This is a genomic window from Saccharopolyspora gloriosae (assembly GCF_022828475.1).
Lineage (GTDB): Bacteria > Actinomycetota > Actinomycetes > Mycobacteriales > Pseudonocardiaceae > Saccharopolyspora_C > Saccharopolyspora_C gloriosae_A.
In genome coordinates this window covers 2235518-2249466 of the sequence record NZ_CP059557.1, presented here as the reverse complement: position 1 = coordinate 2249466, position 13949 = coordinate 2235518, and the positions used below count along the sequence as shown (strand labels likewise).

At 69.9% G+C, this 13949-nt stretch carries 14 protein-coding genes; 6 read left to right on the top strand and 8 right to left on the bottom strand.

Features of this window, described 5'->3' with window-relative positions:
• Nucleotides 1-26: 26 nt before the first annotated feature.
• From pheS to infC, 5 genes are all read right to left on the bottom strand, one after another.
• Nucleotides 27-1094 carry a phenylalanine--tRNA ligase subunit alpha gene (gene pheS, locus H2Q94_RS09530; RefSeq protein WP_243794026.1) on the bottom strand — a complete coding sequence of 356 codons (1068 nt, stop codon included), beginning with the start codon at nucleotides 1092-1094 and terminating at the stop codon, nucleotides 27-29.
• 240 nt (nucleotides 1095-1334) lie between these two features.
• The gene (locus H2Q94_RS09525; protein ID WP_243794017.1) at nucleotides 1335-2126 is read right to left on the bottom strand and encodes a TrmH family RNA methyltransferase; all 792 of its coding nucleotides are present in this window, start codon (nucleotides 2124-2126) and stop codon (nucleotides 1335-1337) included.
• A gap of 44 nt (nucleotides 2127-2170) precedes the next feature.
• Nucleotides 2171-2539, bottom strand: coding sequence for a 50S ribosomal protein L20 (rplT, locus tag H2Q94_RS09520; RefSeq protein WP_243794015.1), 369 nt, complete (start codon nucleotides 2537-2539; stop codon nucleotides 2171-2173).
• Between the two features lie 118 nt (nucleotides 2540-2657).
• The gene (gene rpmI / locus H2Q94_RS09515; RefSeq protein ID WP_224960145.1) at nucleotides 2658-2852 is read right to left on the bottom strand and encodes a 50S ribosomal protein L35; all 195 of its coding nucleotides are present in this window, start codon (nucleotides 2850-2852) and stop codon (nucleotides 2658-2660) included.
• A 186-nt stretch (nucleotides 2853-3038) separates the two neighbouring features.
• Nucleotides 3039-3611, bottom strand: a complete 573-nt coding sequence (gene infC / locus H2Q94_RS09510; RefSeq protein WP_243794013.1) for a translation initiation factor IF-3 — start codon at nucleotides 3609-3611, stop codon at nucleotides 3039-3041.
• Between the two features lie 360 nt (nucleotides 3612-3971).
• Here infC and H2Q94_RS09505 point away from each other — a divergent pair, with 360 nt between their 5' ends.
• Nucleotides 3972-4280 carry a DUF1844 domain-containing protein gene (locus H2Q94_RS09505; RefSeq protein ID WP_243795632.1) on the top strand — a complete coding sequence of 103 codons (309 nt, stop codon included), beginning with the start codon at nucleotides 3972-3974 and terminating at the stop codon, nucleotides 4278-4280.
• A 5-nt stretch (nucleotides 4281-4285) separates the two neighbouring features.
• Here H2Q94_RS09505 and H2Q94_RS09500 read toward each other — a convergent pair whose 3' ends face one another.
• Together H2Q94_RS09500 and H2Q94_RS09495 are read right to left on the bottom strand one after the other, a co-directional pair.
• Entirely contained in the window at nucleotides 4286-4816 is a 531-nt protein-coding gene (locus H2Q94_RS09500) for a formaldehyde-activating enzyme (RefSeq protein ID WP_243794011.1), read from the bottom strand.
• Nucleotides 4817-5050: 234 nt separating this feature from the next.
• A complete protein-coding gene (locus H2Q94_RS09495) occupies nucleotides 5051-5440 on the bottom strand; it encodes a RidA family protein (protein ID WP_243794009.1) in 390 nt (129 codons plus the stop codon).
• Nucleotides 5441-5592: 152 nt separating this feature from the next.
• Here H2Q94_RS09495 and H2Q94_RS09490 point away from each other — a divergent pair, with 152 nt between their 5' ends.
• The 4 genes from H2Q94_RS09490 to H2Q94_RS09475 all read left to right on the top strand — a co-directional run bounded on the left by H2Q94_RS09490 (nucleotide 5593) and on the right by H2Q94_RS09475 (nucleotide 11082).
• Nucleotides 5593-6897, top strand: coding sequence for an amino acid deaminase (locus tag H2Q94_RS09490; RefSeq protein ID WP_243794007.1), 1305 nt, complete (start codon nucleotides 5593-5595; stop codon nucleotides 6895-6897).
• A gap of 26 nt (nucleotides 6898-6923) precedes the next feature.
• Nucleotides 6924-8513, top strand: coding sequence for an N-acyl-D-amino-acid deacylase family protein (locus tag H2Q94_RS09485; protein WP_243794005.1), 1590 nt, complete (start codon nucleotides 6924-6926; stop codon nucleotides 8511-8513).
• A 17-nt stretch (nucleotides 8514-8530) separates the two neighbouring features.
• Nucleotides 8531-9922, top strand: a complete 1392-nt coding sequence (locus H2Q94_RS09480) for a GntP family permease (RefSeq protein ID WP_243794004.1) — start codon at nucleotides 8531-8533, stop codon at nucleotides 9920-9922.
• 206 nt (nucleotides 9923-10128) lie between these two features.
• Nucleotides 10129-11082: an NADP-dependent oxidoreductase gene (locus H2Q94_RS09475; protein ID WP_243795631.1), complete on the top strand. Its 954-nt coding sequence runs from the start codon at nucleotides 10129-10131 to the stop codon at nucleotides 11080-11082.
• A gap of 136 nt (nucleotides 11083-11218) precedes the next feature.
• On the opposite strand, the gene H2Q94_RS09470 is transcribed toward H2Q94_RS09475, so the two are convergent.
• Complete coding sequence (locus H2Q94_RS09470) at nucleotides 11219-12382, bottom strand: IS30 family transposase (RefSeq protein ID WP_243795630.1); 1164 nt, start codon at nucleotides 12380-12382, stop codon at nucleotides 11219-11221.
• 380 nt (nucleotides 12383-12762) lie between these two features.
• Between H2Q94_RS09470 and H2Q94_RS09465 the strand changes: the two genes are divergently transcribed.
• Entirely contained in the window at nucleotides 12763-13890 is a 1128-nt protein-coding gene (locus H2Q94_RS09465) for a lactonase family protein (RefSeq protein WP_243794003.1), read from the top strand.
• The last annotated feature ends 59 nt before the right edge of the window (nucleotides 13891-13949 follow it).

The following is a 13949-nucleotide window of genomic DNA, read 5'->3' as shown; positions in this document are numbered from 1 at the left end:
CCTTCTCTCTCGCAGCGAGACGGGAATCACGAGTCGATGCCGAACGGTTCGGTGAACCGCACATCGCCCTCGGTCATGTCACGCATGTCAGGAATGCCGTTGCGGAACTGCAGGGTGCGCTCCAACCCCATGCCGAACGCGAACCCGGTGTGCACCGTCGGGTCGATCCCGCAGGCGCGCAGCACGTTCGGGTCGACCATGCCGCAGCCGCCCCACTCGACCCAGCCGGCGCCGCCCTTCTTCTGCGGGAACCACACGTCCAGCTCCGCCGACGGCTCGGTGAACGGGAAGAAGCTCGGGCGCAGCCGGATCTCCGACTCCGGACCGAACATGGCGCGGGCGAACGCGTCGAGCGTGCCCTTCAGGTGCGCCATCGTCAGGCCCTCGTCCACGGCCAAGCCCTCCACCTGGTGGAAGACCGGGGTGTGCGTGGCGTCGAGCTCGTCGGTGCGGAACGTGCGCCCCGGGCACACCAGGTACACCGGCAGCTCGCGGTCCAGCATCGACCGGATCTGCACCGGGGAGGTGTGCGTGCGCAGCACCAGCCCGGAGCCCTCCGGCTCCACGTGGAACGTGTCCTGCATGGTGCGCGCCGGGTGGTCCTTGCCGAAGTTCAACGCGTCGAAGTTGAACCACTCGGCCTCCAGCTCGGGACCGTCGGCGACCTCCCAGCCCATGCCCACGAACACGTCGCTGATCTGCTCGGTGAGCTGGGTGATCGGGTGGCGGGCGCCCGCGGGAACCCGGCCCGAGGGCAGGGTCACGTCCACGGATTCCTCGCGCAGCACCTTCTCGTCGCGCTCGGCCTGCAACACGGCGCGACGCTCGTCGAACGCGCCCTGAATCGCCTGCCGAGCCTCGTTGACGCGCTTGCCCGCCTCCGAGCGCGCCTTCGGGGGCAGCGCACCGATCTCGCGACGCGCGGTCAGCAGCGGTGAACGCTCCCCCAGGTGCCCGGGCTTCGCGGCGGCCAGCTCGTCGAGATCGGCCGCTTCCTCGAACCCCTTGCGGGCTTCGACCACGGCGCGGTCGAGCGTCTCCGGGGCGAGCGCGGCGACCTCTTTGGGGTCGTACGAGTCGTTGGCTCCAGACATCGTTACTGCATGACTCCCGTCATTCGTCAGGCGACACTTGTCAGGCATGACAAGTACGGCGTGACCCGCCCGGCATGACCTTCTCGTCCAGCGCGCCCACCGGGGCTCCCGATGGGCCTTCACCTGCTAGGTGACCTGCGGATGCGTGCCGCAGCCACACGAGTCTAAGCGACCCGGTCGAGCGATTTCGCGCAGCCGTGTTCCTAGGCGTGTTCACCGGTCCGAGAGCGGCCGTGATGACTATCCGTGATGACGCTGAGCCCGCGCGGAGGCGTACAGGCAGACCGCGGCCGCGGTCGCCAGGTTCAGGCTCTCCGCACCACCGTAGATCGGCACTTGCAGCGTCGTGTCCAGCTCCGCGAGCACGTCGTCCGGCAAGCCGTGGGCTTCGCTGCCGAACACCCACGCCGTCGGAACGGCCAGCTCGCCGCGCACCGACGCCGAGTCGAGATCGTCGGTGGCGTGCCCGTCCGCGCCGATCAGCCGCAGGCCCGCCGCGCGGCAGGCGTCGAGCACCCCGAGCGCGTCCCGGTCCCGCGCCACCGGCAGGTGGAACAGGCTCCCCGTCGACGCGCGCACCGCCTTGCCGTTGTACGGGTCGACGGTGTCACCGGCGAACAGCACGGCACCGGCGCCCGCGGCGTCGGCGACCCGCACGACCGTGCCCGCGTTGCCCGGGTCGGCCACGCCCAGCAGCACCGCCACCAGCGGCGGCCGGGACTCCAGTGCCTCGGCGGGTGTGGTCGCGGGCAGCTCGCAGTGCGCCACCAAGCCCTGCGGAGTGACCGTCTCCGACAGCGAAGCCGCCGCCCGGTCCGTCACCACGTGCACCGGAACGTCCACCTCGGCCAGCTTCGCGGCCTGCTCCTCGATGGCGAACAGCGAGCGCACCCGGACCCGGCCCGCGGTGTGGGCGGCCAGCGCCTCACCGACCGCCTGCGAACCTTCCGCGAGGAACTCCCCCGCGCGGTCCCGCCCGGCTCTGCGAGTGAGCTTGCGCGCAACAACGACCCGAGACGAACGCTCCGTCAACGGAGGCGTCTCGGGCCGCTGCTGCTCGTAGGTGCCCTCGGTGATCAGGCCGCACCTTCCGGCAGGTGCTGCTTGGCGACGTCCACCAGGGCCGTGAAGGCCTGCGGGTCGCGCACCGCGAGGTCCGCCAGGATCTTGCGGTCCACCTCGACCTCAGCGGCCTTCAGGCCCTGCACGAAGCGGTTGTAGCTCAGACCGTTCTGCCTGGTCGCCGCGTTGATACGCGTGATCCACAGCTTCCGGAAGTCACCCTTGCGGGCACGCCGGTCGCGGTAGGCGTAAACGTTCGAGTGGAGCGTCTGCTCCTTGGCCTTGCGGTACAGCCGGGAGCGCTGACCGCGGTAGCCGCTGGCCTGCTCGAGAATGCTGCGGCGCTTCTTATGGGCGTTCACTGCCCGCTTGACGCGTGCCACGGGTCCGTCCTGTCGATCTCATCGGGGGCGGCGGGACCGCCCTGGGGGGCTGGGAGCACTGGGAAGCCGACTCGCACCGGCGATCCGCCCGCGAAGGGCGGCGCGCAGGCGCGGCGACTCAGCGGCCCAGGAGCTTGTTGATGCGCTTGACGTCGTTCTTGGCGACGGCTTCGGTGCCCTCCAGGCGACGGGTCACCCGGCTGGACTTCTTCTCCAGGATGTGACGACGGCCCGCCTGCTCGCGGCGCAGCTTGCCACTGCCGGTGACTCGGAAGCGCTTCGCGGTCCCGCTGTGGGTCTTGTTCTTCGGCATCTCTCAATCCTTCTCATACGGGGTCCGCCGCGGCTGGGAACTCCGCGGCGGACCTGATCGGCCCGTTGCCCGACCGGGCTTGTCAGACCGGTCGGCATTGCACCCGACCGGCGCCGACGTCCGACCATCGCACCGTGACACCGGCCCCGGCTCGGTGGCCGGGGCGGTCGATGCGTTCGGGTGGCCTTACGCGGTCGCCTTCGGCTTGGTCTTGTTCGTCTTGTGCGGCGCCAGGACCATGATCATGTTACGGCCGTCCTGCTTCGGGTTGGCCTCGATGAACCCCAGTTCGGCGACGTCGTCGGCCAGTCGCTGCAACAGACGAAAGCCCAGCTCGGGACGCGACTGCTCACGACCGCGGAACATGATCGTCACCTTGACCTTGTGACCCTGACCGAGGAAGCGGGTGACGTGACCCTTCTTCGTCTCGTAGTCGTGCGGGTCGATCTTCGGCCGGAGCTTCTGCTCCTTGATGACGGTCTGCTGCTGGTTGCGGCGCGATTCGCGAGCCTTCTGCGCACTCTCGTACTTGAACTTGCCGTAGTCCATGAGCTTGCAGACCGGCGGGCGCGCCTGCGGGGCGACCTCGACAAGGTCCAGATCCGCTTCCTGCGCCAGGCGGAGCGCGTCCTCGATACGGACGATGCCGACCTGTTCGCCGTTCGGTCCGACCAAGCGGACTTCGGGCACGCGGATGCGGTCGTTGATGCGCGTCTCCGTGCTGATGGGGCCTCCTCGGTTCGATGCTTCGGTCTTCACTGCAAGCCTCGGCGCGTGAAGCTCGCCCCTGGACGTGCAGTAGTCCCACACATTCCGGACTTCCCGGAAGCGCGGGACCCTACTCCTACCGATCGAACCGGTACCGCAATACCGCTCATGCCACCAGCGCGGTGCGCCGATGTGACCGGGACCCGGCGGCCTGAGAGTCGGCTGCACGGGTGGGAGCGGGGCTCCACTTTGCCGCCCCCGACTAAGCGGGGGCTGGTCGCTCATGTCAGGGTACCAGCCGTGAACGAACCGCAGTCGACCCCGCCCTCCGATGGCATTCCGGATGGATCGCAGGAGTTCGGATCGAGCTTCTCTGCCGCCGAGGCGGACACCGATCTCAACGTCCGCGAGATGGTGGATGTTCCCAGCGTCGAGGTGATCAGCCGCGCCGCGGTGATGCTGATGTCCTCCGCCGCGGAAAAGCTCGGATTGGGCGACGAGGATCCGGACAACGCGCCGAGCCGGGACCTCGACGAGGCGCGGCGGTTGATCACCGCGCTCGCCGGCCTGGTCACGGCGTCCGTGGAGTACCTGGGCCTGCACGCCGCACCGATCCGCGACGGGCTGCAGAGCCTGCAGCGCGCGTTCCGCGAAGCGAGCGCCGTCCCCGACGCGCCCGGCCAAGGCCCCGGCGAGAAGTACACCGGCCCGGTCCACTGACTCGTTCAGTCGCCGCCGTAGTACGGGTGGGTGAGGCGGTCACGTTCCTCGACGAGGGTGCGGATCCGCTCCTTGGCATGACCGGTGACGGCGTCCCGGACGGCCTCGCCGACCGCCTCCCGCGCGGAGAAGCGGACCGCCGTCTCGTCGTCGGCGTCGTGGTCGAGCCATAACGAGACGAACACCATCGTCTCCTGATCCGCGTCCAGCAGGCCGTCGGCCACCGAATCCAGCACGCCCTGCGCCACACCGACCTGGCTCGCCCCGAAGACCAGCGCCGCCGTCCGCCCGGAGGCGGCGACTTCGTGGCCGACCAGCAGCGTCGGCGGCTGTATCGCCGTGCAGGAGTCCCGGTCTTCACCGACCGACACCTGGATCGGCGCGAGCCGTTCGGTGGGGACCGTGAGGGTGGTGAGCAGTCCGGCGGCGGTGGTGCCGCCACGGCGGGCTAGCACCACGATCACCCGGCAGCCGTTGGGTTTGCGTCCGCCCCAGCCCTGCGCGAGCCGGCCGTCGAGGTCGCCGAACGTGGTCATGCACGCCCTCCTTGACTGCCGCGCCGGGCAGACCGGGCGGACCGGGGTGACTGATCGACACCTTCCGAGCACCGAACCCGCTTGTCAAGGCCGGGTGCGGTGAGCGGTCGACCGGCCGCGACCGGCCACCGCGCACCCACTCGGAGTTCAGCCGAACCGATCCCCGGAACGGAGCAACCTGCGACGACGGACAGCCGCCGAGGCTCCGGTGCCCGGCCCGCGCGGAGGGGCTTCTCAGTCCCCGATGACCGCGAGGGCGTCGATCTCGACGAGCAGTCCCGGCGGCAGGCCGACGTAGACGGTGGTGCGGGCCGGGTAGGGCTCGCCGACGACGCGGGCGTAGGTCTCGTTCATCTCGGCGAACTGCGCGACGTCGGTGAGGTACACGCGCAGCATCAGCACGTCGTCGAGTCCGGCGCCGGCGGCTTCGAGCACGGCGATGACGTTGCGCAGCGCGCGCTCGGTCTGCTCGGGGACCCCGCCGGCGACGAGCTCACCGGTGGCGGGGTCGACCGGGGTCTGGCCGGAGACCTGCACGATGTTGCCCTTGCGCACGCCGGGCGAAAGCGGGATGTGCGGCGGCGGGGTCGGCGCGTCGCTGCTCGTGATGATGGTCCTGGGCATCGGTTCCTCCTGTTGCTTCGGCGGCTTCTCGGTGCGGGCGGACGGTCTCGGCGAGGCTCGGCGCGACGCCGGGATATTCGTCTGGACCATTGCACCGTCCGAGTGCTTATCATCTCCCGATCGGATCGCGCCCATCGCACTGGAGGAGCCCCTTGCCTCGCACAGCACCCGGCATCAACGAGCACGCGGTGGCGCTGCTCCGCCAGGAGGTCGTCGACTGGCGGCACAAGGGTCTGCCGCCTGAGGCGTCCGGGCGCACGGTCGAGGAATTCCTGAGCTCCGAGCCGACCCTGTTCGGTTCCGGATTCACCGGTCCGGTGCTGACGCTGGACGAGGCAGCGCTCACCCACAACCTGACGACAATGGCGCAGTGGTGCGAGCGGCACGGGGTGCTGCTCGCGCCGCACGGGAAGACGACGATGGCATCGCGGCTGTTCCAGCGTCAGCTGGAGCACGGGGCGTGGGGCATCACGGCGGCGAACCTCCCGCAGCTGCGGGTGTACCGGGCGTTCGGGGTGCAGCGGGTGCTGCTGGCGAATCAGCTGCTCGATCCGGCCGGGCTGCGCTGGCTGGGAGAGGAACTCGACGGGGACCCGGAGTTCTCGGTGAGCTGCTGGGCGGATTCGGTCGACGGGGTGGCGCTGATGGCGCGCTCCTACTCCGGGCGACGGCCGCTGGACGTGCTGGTGGAGCTGGGCTGGGGTGGCGCCCGGACCGGGGCGCGGTCGGTCGAGCAGGCCCTCGAAGTGGCGCGGGCGGTCGCGGCGAGCCCGAACCTCCGGCTGGCCGGTGTCGGCGGCTACGAAGGCGCCGCCGCGAGCGGCATCGCGGACCCCGCTCTGTCCATTGTGGATGATTATATGGCCCGGATGCGTTCCCTGGTGGGCGAAATCGAGCGCGCGGACCTGTTCGAGACCGACGAGATCATCGTCACGGGCGGCGGCAGCGCCTACTTCGACCAGGTCGCGGAGTCGTTCGCCGCGCCGTGGCCGACGCGTGCGCGGGTGCTTCCGGTGCTGCGCAGCGGCGCGTACGTGACCCACGACGACGGGCTGTACCGGCGCAACTCCCCCTTCGGCCGTCCGCATCGGCTGGCGGACGCGGCGACACCGTTCCGGCCGGCGATGCGAATCTGGGCGCAGGTGACCTCCCGTCCCGAGCCGGGCTTGGCGCTGGTGACGATGGGCCGCCGGGACGTGTCCTTCGACCAGGATCTGCCGGAGCCGCAAGTGCTGCGGGGCGTCGACGAGGTGACGCGGGACCTCCCGCCCGGCGCGTGCGAGGTGACCAAGCTCGCCGATCAGCACGCGTTCCTCTCCGTGGACGGCGACGAGCCGCGCATCGGCGACTGGGTCGGGTTCGGTTTGTCGCACCCGTGCACGGTTTTCGACAAGTGGCCGCTGATCCCGGTGGTCGACGGGGAGAACGTGGTCGACCTGGTGCACACCTTCTTCTGACCCGCACGTGACAACGGGAGGTCGGCATGGACGTGGTGTTCCGCGCGGCGACGGTCGTCGACGGTTCCGGACAGGAGCGCTACCGCGGCGACGTCGCGGTCCGCGGTGAGCGGATCGGCGAGATCGGCCCGCCGGGAACGCTCGACGGGCGGCGGGTGATCGATGCGGACGGGCTGGTGCTCGCGCCCGGTTTCATCGACATGCACTCGCACTCCGACCTGCAGATCCTCGCCGAGCCCGAACACCTGGCGAAGGTCTCCCAAGGCGTGACGCTGGAGGTGCTGGGCCAGGACGGGCTGTCCTACGCGCCGGTCGACGACGCGACGCTGGCGGCGGTGCGGGCGCAGATCGCGGGCTGGAACGACGATCCGCCCGGTTTCGACTGGAACTGGCGCGGCGTCGGCGAGTACCTCGCGCGGCTCGACACCGGGATCGCGGTCAACGCGGCGTACCTGGTTCCGCAGGGCACGCTGCGGATGCTGTGCGTCGGACACGACGACCGGGAGGCCACGGCCGCCGAGCTGGACCGGATGCGGCAGGTGCTCGCGGACTCGCTCGCTGAAGGCGCCGTCGGCATGTCCTCGGGGCTGACCTACACCCCGGGCATGTACGCCTCGGACGCGGAGCTGACCGAGCTGTGCCGGGTCGTGGCCGCGCACGGCGGTTTCTACAGCCCGCACCACCGCAGTTACGGCGCGGGAGCGCTCACGGCCTACGCCGAGATGATCGAGGTGAGCCGGTCCTCCGGCTGTCCGCTGCACTTGGCGCACGCCACGATGAACTTCGAGGTGAACCGGGGCCGCGCGCCCGACCTGCTGTCCCTTGTGGACGATGCGCTCGCCGCCGGTGCGGACATCACGCTGGACAGCTACCCGTACCTGCCGGGGGCGACCTCGCTGCACGCGCTGCTGCCCAGCTGGGCCGCCGAAGGCGGGGTCGAGGCGACGCTGGTCAGGCTGCGCGATCCCGCCGAGCGGCGGCGGATCCGGCACACCATGGAGGTCGCGGGCTCCGACGGCTGCCACGGGGTGCCGATCGACTGGAACACCATCGAGATCAACGGGGTGCGCGACGCCGAGCGCAACGGGCACCTGGTCGGGCGCAGCATCGCCGACTCCGCCCGAGCCTCCGGCGTGGAACCCATCGAGGTGTTCTTCGACGTGCTGGTGTCCGAGCGGCTCGGCACTTCCTGCCTGATGCACGTCGGGCACGAGGAGAACGTGCGCGCGATCATGCGCCACCCCGCGCACACCGGCGGCAGCGACGGGCTGCTGGTGGGCGCCCGGCCGCACCCGCGCGCCTGGGGGACTTTTCCGCGCTACCTGGGGCATTACGTGCGGGAACTGGGCGTGCTGGGCCTGGAGGAATGCGTTCGGCACCTCACTTCGCGGGCCACGGACCGGTTGCGGCTGCCCGACCGCGGGCGCGTCCGGGAAGGCGCGGTCGCGGATCTGGTGCTGTTCGACCCGGGCACGATCGCCGACACCGCCACCTTCGACGAACCCCGTAGCACGGCCACGGGGATGCATCAGGTGCTGGTCAACGGGACGCCCGTCCTCGACTCCGGGCAGCGCACCGACGCACTGCCCGGTCGTGCGGTACGCCGCACCTCCTGACCCCCAAGGAGTCCACTGTGGATGGTTTAGTGCACTGGTTGCAGCAGGAGACCTCGGGTCTGCTGACGTTGTGCGCGGCAGGCATCGCCGCGTTGCTGCTGATGATCATCCGCTTTCGAGTGGAGCCGTTCATCGCACTGATCATCACCGGGCTGCTGCTCGCCCTCGTCGCCGGAGTCCCGGTCACCGACCTCGTCGGTTCCGCGCAGAAGAGCAGCGAATCACTACTGGAGAGCGGATTCGGCAGCATCCTCGGGCACATCACCGCCATCGTCGGGCTCGGCGCCATCCTCGGGTCGATCCTGGAGGCCTCGGGCGGCGCGCAACTGCTGACCCGCAGGCTGCTCGCCGCCTTCGGGGAGAACCGGGCACCGCTGGCGATGGGCCTGTCCGGGCTGCTGTTCGGCGTTCCGGTGTTCTTCGACATCGGCATCTTCGTGCTCGCGCCGCTCGTCTACACCGCCGCCCGGCAAGGCGGGCGCTCGATCCTGCTGTACTGCCTGCCACTGGTCGCGGGCCTGTCGATGACCCACGCGTTCCTGCCGCCGCACCCTGGACCCGTGGTGGCCGCCGGGCTGCTGGGAGTCGACCTCGGCTGGATCATCCTGATGGGCCTGGCCTGCGGCATTCCCGCGTTCGTCGTGGCGGGCGTGCTGTTCCCGTCCTGGATCGGCAAGCGGATCCACGTGGAGGTCCCGGACACCGCGCCGCCCGCCGAGCTCACCTCCGAGTCCGGCGACGAACCGAAGCTGGGCGTCGTCGCATTCGTCATCGGGCTGCCGATGCTGCTGATCCTCGGCGGCACCTTCGCCAGCATCACGCTGCCCGCCGGTGCGGCGCTGGACGCGCTGACGTTGCTGGGCAATCCGGTCGTGGCGCTGACGATCGCGGTCCTGACGGCGTTCTGGCTGCTGGGCACCAGGCGCGGCCTCACCGGGCCTGATCTGGCCACGCTGACGGCGGCGGCGCTGCGGCCGCTGGGCATGATCCTGCTGGTCGTCGGCGCGGGCGGGTTCTTCGGCAAGGTGCTGTCCGAGACCGGAGTGGGCGACGCGCTCGCCGGATCGCTGCAGGCCTCCGGGCTGCCGCTGATCGTGTCGGCGTACGTGATCAGCTCCGGGATGCGGATCGCGCAGGGCTCGGCGACGGTGGCGATCGTGACCACCGGCGGCATCGTGGCGCCGCTGCTGGCCGATGCCGGGTACTCGCAGCCGCGGTTGGCGTTGATCGCGGTGGCGATCGCGGCCGGTTCGATCATCGCCTCGCACGTCAACGACGGCGGGTTCTGGATCATCTCGCGGTATTTCGGGATCTCCGTGAAGGACATGCTCAAGACCTGGACGGTGCTGGAGACGATCCTGTCGCTCACCGGCTTCGCCATGGCGGTCCTGCTGAGTCTGCTGGTGTAGCGGCGCGCAGCGCGGGCACCGGGATCGGGCGAACCGGTTCCGGCGCTTCGTGTTGATCATGTGGCAGGTGGGTATCCCGTGAGCAAGCGCCGTTCACCTCGCTACTTCCCTTTGGGAAGCAGTATCCCTTGCGGGTGCGTACCCCCCGGCGGATAGCTTCGGCGCATCGCACGAACGACGGGAAAGGGATCATGACCAACACGACCATGCGGGCCATCGGCCAGGACGTACTCGGCGGACCGGAGGTGCTGCACGAGACGACCGTGCCGCGACCGGCCCCACTGCCCACCGAGGTGCTGGTGCGCGTCGTCTCCGCCGGGGTGAACCCGGTGGACTGGAAGACCCGCGGCGGCGGTGGCATGGCGGGCGTGCTCGGCGAGCCGCCGTTCGTCCTCGGCTGGGACGTCTCCGGCATCGTCGAGGAAACCGGGTTCGGCGTGCACACCCTGACCGCCGGGGACGAGGTGTACGGCATGCCGTGGTTCCCGCGCCAGGCAGGCGCCTACGCGGAATACGTGACCGCGCCCGCCCGCCAGTTCACCCGCAAGCCCGCGACGCTGAACCACGACCAGGCCGCCGGAGTGCCGTTGGCGGCGTTGACGGCGTGGCAGAGCCTGGTGGATCTCGCCGGGATCTCCCGTGGACAGCGGCTGCTGGTGCACGCGGCATCCGGCGGTGTGGGGCATTTCGCGGTGCAGATCGCCAAGCACTTCGGCGCGCACGTGATCGGGACGGCCGGCGCGGGCAAGCACGAGTGGGTTCGCGAGCTCGGCGCCGACGAGGTGATCGACTACCGGGCGACGCGCTTCGAAGAGGTCACCGGCGACATCGACGTGGTCCTGGACCTGGTCGGTGACGGCGTGGACGACACCAGCACCCGATCGCTCGACGTGCTCAAGCCGGACGGCCTGCTGATCGCGGTGCCTTCGGGTGTGGCGCCGGAGCTGCTGGAGCGGGCGCTGCAGCGCGGTGTTCGCGCCACCGGCTACCTGGTCGAGCCAGACGGGACCGCGCTGCACCGGCTCGGTGAGCTCATCGACGACGGCACGATCTCCGTGGAGATCGACGAGGTGCTGCCGCTCGCGCAGGCCGCCGAAGCCCACCGGCGCGGCGAACGGGGGCAAGTCCGCGGCAAACAGGTCCTCCGCGTCGCCCCCTGAACCTCACCAGGTGAACGTCCCCTTTGACCAGGGATTGGACAAAGGAGGCATTCACCTGATGCGGACAGTGAGGTGAACGTCCCCTTCGACCGACAGGATCGGGCGGATTCTTGTGGTGGTCGCAACGCCTGATGGTTTATGTGGTGGTGAGTAGATCACGGAGGCGTTGGGCTGGGGTGTGCCAGCCGAGTGTTTTGCGTGGTCGGTTGTTGAGTTGTTGGGCGACGTGTTCGAGGTCTTCGGGGCTGTGGATGCGGAGGTCGGTGCCTTTGGGGAAGTATTGGCGCAGGAGTCCGTTGGTGTTCTCGTTCGTTCCGCGTTGCCAGGGTGAGTGGGGGTCGCAGAAGTAGACCGGGACTCCGGTGGTGATGGTGAACTGTTTGTGTGCGGCCATTTCGCAGCCTTGGTCCCAGGTCAGGGAGCCGCGGAGGTGTTCGGGCAGGGTTTTGATCAGGGGGATCAGGACGTCGCGGACGGCTTCGGCGGTGTGTCTGCCGGGCAGGTGTCCGAGCAGGACGTAGCGGGTGGAGCGTTCGACCAGGGTCACGATCGCGCTTTCGTTGCGGGTGCCGACGATCAGGTCGCCTTCCCAGTGGCCGGGCACGGCCCGGTCTTCGATCTGTGGTGGGCGTTCGGAGATCATCACCATGTCGTCGAATCGGGGCGTGCGCTGTTCGGGGCTGCGGTGTAGTGCGCGGCGGGTGCGTCCGGTGCGCAGCGCGTCGGCGAGTTCGCGCCGTAACCCGCCTCGTGCCTGGATGTAGATGGCTTGGTAGATCGTTTCGGGACTCACCCGCATGCCTTCGTCGTCGGGGAACTCGGTGACCAGAGCGTGACAGATTTGCTCTGGTGACCATCGTTGCTGCAGGCCGGCGGTGACGTAGTCGCGTAACGGGCCGTGTTGGGCGAGTTTGGAGGCCTTCGGGCGTGCGCGGCTGGCGGCCCATGCCCGCTGCGCCCGGTGCGGCTGATATTCGCCGGCGACGCTGCGGTTGTCGATCTCGCGTTTGACCGTGGAGGGCGACCGGCCCAAAACACGCCCGATCGCCCGCAACGACTCGCCCTGCCGCCACAAGTCAGCGATCGTTTCCCGTTCCGTCACCGTCAAAAACCGGGGGTGCAGCTCAGCTTCGACCACCGCCAACGACAACACTGATCCACTAGTCACAGCGGTGTTGTAGTCGATCCTGTGCCCGTCCGGGTGCACCCGGGCATCACCGATCTTGCGGATCCCCCGATCCCAATCAGCGGCAGTGCGCACATGCACCCCGACCCGTGCCGCAGCATCCCGCCTCGACACCCCGGACCCACGCAACTCGTCGTAGACCGCCCGGCCGGGATGCCCACGCCTGCCCGGTTTCCCACGACCACGAACACCCGCCCTCTTCGCCCACCCGAACGCCGTCGCAGGAGCCACCCCGGCCACCCGAGCAGCACCCGCAATACAGCCCCCTTCACCCTCCAACACCTCGAAAAACCACGCCTTCAACCCCGCAACAACCACGACCCCCACAACCCCTCAAATCCAAGGCGTTGCAAGGACCGCTAGAACCCGCATCGGGCGAAGGGGACGTTCACCTCGACCGGTGCGGGCGGATGAGATTGGGCCGTTTTGGTCTGGTCCATTGGTCGAGGGTCCGGCGAGACTGTGCGGCGACGTACCAGATGAAGGAGAGCACCGTGCCCCGTCCCGACCAGAATCCGCCGTTCACGTCAGCGATGCGCCGCCGCAGCTTCCTCGGCGTGCTGGCCGGAGCGAGCGCGTTGCCGCTGCTGTCCCCGCTGACCGCGGCGGCCGGGCCGCGCGCGACGACGACGGCGTACGTGGGCAGCCTGACCTCCGCCGAACCCGTGGGCCGCGGGCTGGAAGTGGCCGGATTCGACGCCGCGACCGGGAAACTGACCTCGACGGCCGTGGTCGAGGGAGTGCCGGATGCGTCGTTCTTCGCCTTCTCCCCCGACGGCCGGATCCTCTACACGACCAACGAGCAGGAGCAGGGCAAGGTCACCGCACTGAGCCTCGCCGACCCGGCCGCACCGGCGGTACTCGGCAGCGTGACGACCGGCGGCTCCGGCACGACGCACCTGACCGTGCACCCGGACGGCTACCTGCTGACAGCGAACTACACCGACGGCACCGTCTCCGCGCACCCCATCGAACCCGACGGGCGCATCGGCGAGGCGACCGACCTGGTGCGCCACGAGGCCGCCGAACCGCACGCCCATCAGGTCCTCATCGCCCCCGGCGGCTTGGTGGTGGCTGTGGACCTCGGTGCGGACGCGGTCTTCGTTTACGCGCTGGAGAACGGGAAACTCGTGCAGCGCCAGAAGCTCACCGTCCCCACCGGGACCGGGCCGCGACACCTCGCCTGGCACCCGGACGGTAAGCGCGCCTACCTCCTCGCCGAATACGCCTCGACGATCACCGTGCTGGACTGGGACGGCGCGGCCTTCACCGCCGGGCAGGTCCTCGGCACCCGCGATGAGGGCGCGACAGGTGAGAACTTCCCCGCCGAGATCGCGGTCTCCGGCGACGGAACGCACGTGTACGCCTCGAACCGGGGCGACGACACGATCGCCGTGTTCGCCGTGCGCGACGACGGCCTCGAACGGCTCGGCAGCACCCCGACCGGCGGGCAGTGGCCGCGACACTTCGCGTTCGAGCCGGGCGAATCGGCGCTGCACGTGGTGAATCAGCGCTCCGGCACGATCACCCGGCTGGCGCGGGACGCGGGCACCGGGCTGCTCTCGCCCGCCGCCGAATCCGGGGCGTTCGGCGGTGCCGTGGTGCTCGCCTTCGCTGGCTGACACTCCCGGGCCGGGTCAGCGGCTGGGCCGAACGGCCGAATTTCCGCTCGGACAACCGA